At 48.0% G+C, this 5,241-nt stretch carries 7 protein-coding genes; 3 read left to right on the top strand and 4 right to left on the bottom strand.

What is annotated here, in order from left to right; genetic code table 11:
• Window positions 1-268 (top strand): hypothetical protein (locus H6G50_RS23995; protein WP_206756597.1); only part of this gene is annotated, 268 nt, incomplete at its 5' end.
• A gap of 180 nt (window positions 269-448) precedes the next feature.
• On the opposite strand, the gene H6G50_RS23745 is transcribed toward H6G50_RS23995, so the two are convergent.
• Both H6G50_RS23745 and H6G50_RS23740 read right to left on the bottom strand, forming a co-directional pair.
• The gene (locus H6G50_RS23745) at window positions 449-1,303 is read right to left on the bottom strand and encodes a PIG-L family deacetylase (protein WP_190722088.1); all 855 of its coding nucleotides are present in this window, start codon (window positions 1,301-1,303) and stop codon (window positions 449-451) included.
• A 48-nt stretch (window positions 1,304-1,351) separates the two neighbouring features.
• Window positions 1,352-1,942, bottom strand: a complete 591-nt coding sequence (locus H6G50_RS23740; protein WP_190722087.1) for a chromophore lyase CpcT/CpeT — start codon at window positions 1,940-1,942, stop codon at window positions 1,352-1,354.
• 142 nt (window positions 1,943-2,084) lie between these two features.
• On the opposite strand from H6G50_RS23740, the gene H6G50_RS23735 reads away from it, so the two are divergent.
• A complete protein-coding gene (locus tag H6G50_RS23735) occupies window positions 2,085-2,615 on the top strand; it encodes an FHA domain-containing protein (protein WP_190722084.1) in 531 nt (176 codons plus the stop codon).
• Between the two features lie 214 nt (window positions 2,616-2,829).
• On the opposite strand, the gene H6G50_RS23730 is transcribed toward H6G50_RS23735, so the two are convergent.
• Window positions 2,830-3,408 carry a hypothetical protein gene (locus H6G50_RS23730; protein WP_347239992.1) on the bottom strand — a complete coding sequence of 193 codons (579 nt, stop codon included), beginning with the start codon at window positions 3,406-3,408 and terminating at the stop codon, window positions 2,830-2,832.
• 176 nt (window positions 3,409-3,584) lie between these two features.
• On the opposite strand from H6G50_RS23730, the gene H6G50_RS23725 reads away from it, so the two are divergent.
• The gene (locus tag H6G50_RS23725) at window positions 3,585-4,565 is read left to right on the top strand and encodes an ATP-binding cassette domain-containing protein (RefSeq protein WP_190722092.1); all 981 of its coding nucleotides are present in this window, start codon (window positions 3,585-3,587) and stop codon (window positions 4,563-4,565) included.
• 98 nt (window positions 4,566-4,663) lie between these two features.
• On the opposite strand, the gene H6G50_RS23720 is transcribed toward H6G50_RS23725, so the two are convergent.
• Window positions 4,664-5,137 (bottom strand): hypothetical protein, encoded by a 474-nt coding sequence (locus tag H6G50_RS23720; RefSeq protein ID WP_190722082.1) that lies wholly within the window; start codon window positions 5,135-5,137, stop codon window positions 4,664-4,666.
• Window positions 5,138-5,241: the final 104 nt, after the last annotated feature.

Genomic DNA, 5,241 nt, shown 5'->3' with positions numbered 1-5,241 from the left:
CTCATCGGGTCTTGAGTTAACTCGGGCAGGTCGGCGCGATCCCGCAGGGATCCGCTTCGCGGCGCGCATCCTACCAGAAATTCTTAAGTTGACACCAATGATGCCCCTACCATTTATCGATCGCCGCGAAACAATCCTGACGATGAGGTGTTGTCCTTGGCGACGGCACAAAACCGAGCCCTTATTAATTTCAATAGCAACCGCACGCGCTGAATTATTCGTTAAATCTCTTCATCAAGGTTCGATAAAATATCCTCCAAATCCCTAGCACCCTGCAAAACCCGGAGAATCTCGACGCGATCGCGTCGGAATACAGTATTTTTCGTTTGCGTGAGGTACAGCGTGCGGGCGAATGCCATTCGCCCCTACCCATCTAATTTCAATTTTTGTACCTCATCCCTTTGAGAAAGGCTATATCATCACCCTCCCTTTCTTCTCTCGCACGCGCCTAGAAAAAACGCGACCGCAACTCATCCCCCACCGCCACAATTTCACCGCCCTCTGTCCCCTCCTTCCAACTTCCTCCCGCCCAATACCGCTGTCGGTACAGCGTCGCAAAACTAAAATCGGGAACCCTCGCCCCCGCACCGCCCACCAGTTCGCCCCCGCGCCGCACGTTATCCGCCATCCAAGCAGGAAGGCGCAGGTGATAGGGATTGCGCTGGACTTCGCCGACGTGACAAGCGGTAGCTGCCATCAAATCGGCGACATCTTCGCAACTAGACTCTACCATCAGGTTGGGACTTTCCATCGCGCCCCAAAATTCGGTTTCGACGACGCAGCAGCAGAAATCGCTGCATCGTTGCAACGCATCCATAACTAAATAATGCGTTCCGATATGGGTGGGATGTTTATCGCCTTCGTGGGGACAAAAAATAATGGGGGGGCGATATTGGGCGAGGATGTCTGCAATAATTTCTACGGCTTCGTTCCAGTGTTGGGGATTATTTTGGCGCGCGCTGGGGTTAATTGCTTCTAAGCCATTTTTTGCCGGTACGATGGTTTCAAAACCGAGGAAGTTACAGGCGTTTTGTAATTCTTGCCAGCGTTCTTGCTGCCGTTCTTTTTTACTTCCTAAAGTGATGGCAATGTTAATGATTTTAAATTGCCCTTCTCGCAATAAGCGTAAAGGTAATGCCCCCGTAAGACATTCATCGTCGGGATGGGGGGAAAAAAGCAACACTTTCGACGCGTCGGCGGGAAGTTGGGGGCGCGACGGCGGTGTTGGGTGGGGTTCGATGGGAGAATGGAGGAGGCGGGCGTATTCAGTTGCGATCTCTTTATAGGGATTATTTGCAGACACGATTTCTAGAAGTTTTCAGGGGCTTGAGGTACTAGAATGCTTAATTTTCTAGCCTTGAATCTCGTCAGCAAAACTGGTACGACGCACGAAATGAAAAGGCCCCGCGATCGATCCCCAAACTTGTTGGTCTGTTTCTAAATCTCTACCAATATCCCAACTGATTAACTGTTCGGGATCGACCTCAAAACTATTATCTAAATAAGTCTTTTGTCCCTTCCGTTCCACCAAACAACCTTTTCCCGGTTTCACAACCCCTTTAAAACTCGTCCCCGTCCAATCGACAAACATATCGCATCCCGGTAATTTTTCGAGGTGTTCTGCCGTTAGGTTTTTAAGGCGATTGAGATCGCGCGATGCGCCGTAAAATTGAGCTTCATCCGTAACCTTATAATTTTCTAACTCGATACGATCGCCGATCGCAATAAACTTTAAAACCCGCAAGCGATAGGGTTGGTTAAGCGCGTAATCGTAAGCTTGTTCTAAAAAGACGCTCGTACCGCCCAAAATGTCATCGGGTAGCGGTCTCATACAGACGCGAATATGGGCGAAAAACGGCGGATTTTCGAGCGCTTGGGCTTGATTGCTGAAATCTGCCGCCATCCAGCGAGCGAGGGTACGAACATCAGTAGCGTGAGTCATAGCGATGAAGTCGGTTTGGACATTCAAACCATTGTATAGCGCGACAGGATTAGTGCCGTGCAATATTACCCATCTGAGTCGTGACAGTTCCGCTTCGGAAACGCTATCTTGGATCTCAGGTGGTAACAGAGCAAGGCGAAAGATGTCCGAACTGATTTTAGAATGGCAGGAGGGCGATCGCATCAAAACCCAAACAATCCGCGATCGTCAAGCCAGCAAAAACCCCGGAACCGTCCGCATCGGACGCGATCCTTTACGCTGCGATATCCTTCTGATCGATCCTACCGTTTCTGGATTGCACGTCGAAATCTTTTTCAACCCTAACCCAACTGGGTTCATACTGCGCAGTTTGCGCCCCAGCAATCCCCCAATTATCGACGGACGCTCCCTCGCGACGGGCGAAGCGCTCTTAAATCCGGGTAGTATCATTCAATTGGGCGTAACGGTGCTGAAAGTTGCCGCCATTGTTCTCCCGCAACCTATTCCGACTTACGCACCTACGATTATCGTCGCACCCTCTCCTATCGCCGCCCAAGCGCAACCTGCCGTCTATGGTTTAGAATGTCCCCACTGTCACCGCATTTCCAGCTACGATCGCATTGATATCGGTTGTCCTTGGTGCGGAACCTCCCTCGCTGCTGCTGCAAGCGTTGTCGTTCCACCCAATAGATAAATTAAAAATTAAAAATTAAAAATTAAAAATTAAAAAATTGGAGCAAAGAAGTAGGGTGTGTTAGCGAAGCGTAACGCACCTTCTCCAATAGGAGGTAGCTTGTGTTATCGAAGCGTAACGCACCTTTTCCAAATGCTTAGCCCGTTTATGGACTGTAGAGACATTGCAAGTCAACATCTCTACAAGTTTTTAAGAAAAAGTTGCTAAATCGTCTTTAAGCCAAGACAAAATCAACATCATTCGTTCCGCCCGTCGCACCTTTCCCCGCAGTCATTTTTTGACCGTTGATTTCAACAGCAAAAGGCGTACCGCCCAAATTTAAATTATAGTCAGTTTGACTGTCGGTATAGCCGACGCTGGCAATCATGTGACGACCGGAGGGCGTATATTGAAACGCTAACAATTGATTTTTTTGCTTCTCGTTATCGCGCGCCCAAATCACCATATATTGCTGTCCTTGATAGTCAAAAACCTTGGGTGGGCGGTTGGGAACGTAGCGCCCCGGATCTCCAAAACTACCATCGAGAAACTGCTGCACGGAACTGGTATCAACCGTTGCATAAGCGAGTTCTTGCGATGAAGTCGGTTCTGCATCGCCTTGAGCTTCATCAATGACATCTTCTTTGCCGCGATTGCGGAAATAATCAACTGCCATTTTTGTACCAATTGCGCCAACAGTCGCAATTCCCGCACCGGCTAGAATATTCCGCAGTCTGTGGTTTTGGTTTAAGTTACCAGCCATATTGCTCAAGTTACCGGCAATATTGCTCATGCTATCTCCGATGTTGCTCATACTATCTCCAAATCTAGAATTGAGAAGGATTTGTGGTTCATGGTAACGCAACCGGCGCGATCGCGAATTCAAAATTCAACCGCGAAACCGCAAAAACAGATACGATGGGGATTGGTACGATTGCTCGCCGTTAAGGAAGGGCGCGTACTTGAATCCTAGCCCCCCATTCTACCGTGGTGCCTATCATTGAGGTTGAGAACCTAAGTAAAACTTACCCTGTCGCCATTAAGGAGGCGGGGTTCAAAGCAACGCTAACTCATTTTTTTCGCCGCCAATATCGCTATATTAAGGCGGTACAAGATGTTTCTTTTAACATTGAATCGGGGGAAGTCGTAGGATTTCTCGGGCCGAATGGCGCGGGGAAAACGACAACGCTGAAGATGCTGACGGGGTTGGTTCATCCCTCGAGCGGAACGGTGCGCGTGGCAGGATATCGCCCATTTCGCCGCCAAACGCCGTTTTTGGAGAAAATGAGCTTGGTAATGGGACAGAAGCAGCAATTGCTCTGGGATTTACCGGCGCTGGACTCGTTGCGGATTAATGCAGCGGTTTATAAAATTAGCGATCGCGCCTTCAACGAACGTCTGGGAGAATTAACCGAGATGCTCTCTCTCCAGGGTAAGCTCGAACAACCCGTTCGCAAACTTTCCCTCGGCGAACGCATGAAAGCAGAACTCCTCGCTGCGCTGTTGCACCAACCGCAGGTTTTATTCCTCGACGAACCGACGCTTGGGTTGGATGTGAACGCACAAGCAGCGGTGCGCGAATTCCTCAGAACCTACAATCAGCGCTACCAAGCGACGATATTGCTCACCAGTCACTACATGGCTGATATTACCGCACTGTGCGATCGTGTCCTCATCATTCACCAAGGACAGTTGATGTACGACGGCAAACTCGACGAACTACTCGAACGGTTTTCCCCCTACAGCGAAGTGCGCGTCGAATTTGCCCATACCCTTCCCAGGGAAAAGTTGAGCGATTATGCTGAAATAGAGAGCATAGAGGGTCGAGAAGTCCGCTTTTTAGTGCGTCGCGAAGAACTCACCGCCACAGTTTCTCGCATTCTCGCTCAAACTGAAGTCTTAGATCTCAGTATCGGCGATTCACCGATTGAAGAAACCATCGGGCGGTTATTTAGTGCTGGGGCAGTTTAAACAACTGCTATCAAATAATTGATTTAAATCTTTTGGTTTTCCTTTTGTATGAGGAATTTTATCGCTCGTAAAACTTGTAAATGAAGCACATAAAAATATTAACGATTCAGACTAGAATCAACCTTTTTTAGATAATCATTAAAAATGCGATGTGCAATTTTGTGGTCGCCTTCGGGAGTCATATTGCACAACCACCATATCGGGCTACTCTGGTAACATCTAGGACAATCTGTTGCAATCAATCGACCTAGATGTTCGCAATTCCAGCCCGTTAAACTATACTCCCAATCAGCGAAAACATAGAGAGCATATTTGAGCCGTGCAATCGTTAGTTTCGGTTTAAATGCTATTTGGTCAATGCCAACAACAAGTTTTGCCTCACTCCTTTCAAATGGAATTAACCCACGACCTGTATCGAAAATATGCGTGTCGGACAGACCGATACCATAATGCCAGAACGGATCGGGCGGGTTCTGCCAGTTGAGTAATCGTCCGTATCGCTGACTAGATGAATTGGCAAAGCGATCGATTTCTTCGATTTTCTTTTCAATCTGATTTAGAGATAAAGACATAGATTAATACCAAATCCGGTTGCGATACCCACCGAAAGAATTAGAGAAAATGTAACCAGTGATAATGTGTTAAATTTTTTATTTCCTCTTTCATTTCACTCAGG

This window comes from Oscillatoria sp. FACHB-1406, from assembly GCF_014698145.1.
Taxonomy (GTDB): Bacteria; Cyanobacteriota; Cyanobacteriia; order Cyanobacteriales; family Spirulinaceae; genus FACHB-1406.
The sequence above is the reverse complement of the archived record's forward strand: the minus strand, read 5'-3'. Positions and strand labels throughout refer to the sequence as shown.